This window comes from Kurthia sp. Dielmo, from assembly GCF_000307285.2.
GTDB classification, from domain to species: Bacteria; Bacillota; Bacilli; order Bacillales_A; family Planococcaceae; genus Kurthia; species Kurthia populi.
This window is the reverse complement of record NZ_CAEP01000213.1, coordinates 1-403: the sequence shown is the minus strand read 5'-3', so window position 1 is coordinate 403 and position 403 is coordinate 1. Positions and strand designations below refer to the sequence as shown.

1 protein-coding gene is annotated in these 403 nt (G+C 37.7%); it reads right to left on the bottom strand.

Annotated features, from left to right (window positions below):
- Positions 1 to 403, bottom strand: a 403-nt coding sequence (locus KTHG_RS20950) for a hypothetical protein (protein ID WP_222424328.1), incomplete at both ends; no start/stop codon positions are given.

The window sequence follows — 403 nt, the reverse complement described above, 5'->3', positions numbered from 1 at the left end:
CGCTGTACTCGTTTTATTTTCGATGGTATCTAATCGCAATTTCAAATTAGCATGTGTTACGTTTGATACATCGTTTCGAGCATCCACCACTTCATTTTTTAGTGCAGCTATATCATCGGCAGCCCCTACTACTTCGTCACGAGCTGTATGAATTTCTTCTAACACTTCACTGATTGAACGAATCGGAATTGTTTCACCTGCTGCATTAAATGAAGTGGCAATATCTAGCCTTTCATATCCCCCATGTGGAAGAATAATGGTTGTTTCATCTACTTGTTTTAAAACAAAATCCATTCGATAAATACCATCTTCTAATGCTGTCGTTAATTTAAATTGAAAGGTATTATCGGGTGTGATGGTTGCTATTTCTTCCACGAGATAGGTGTTGTCTTTTCCAATACGC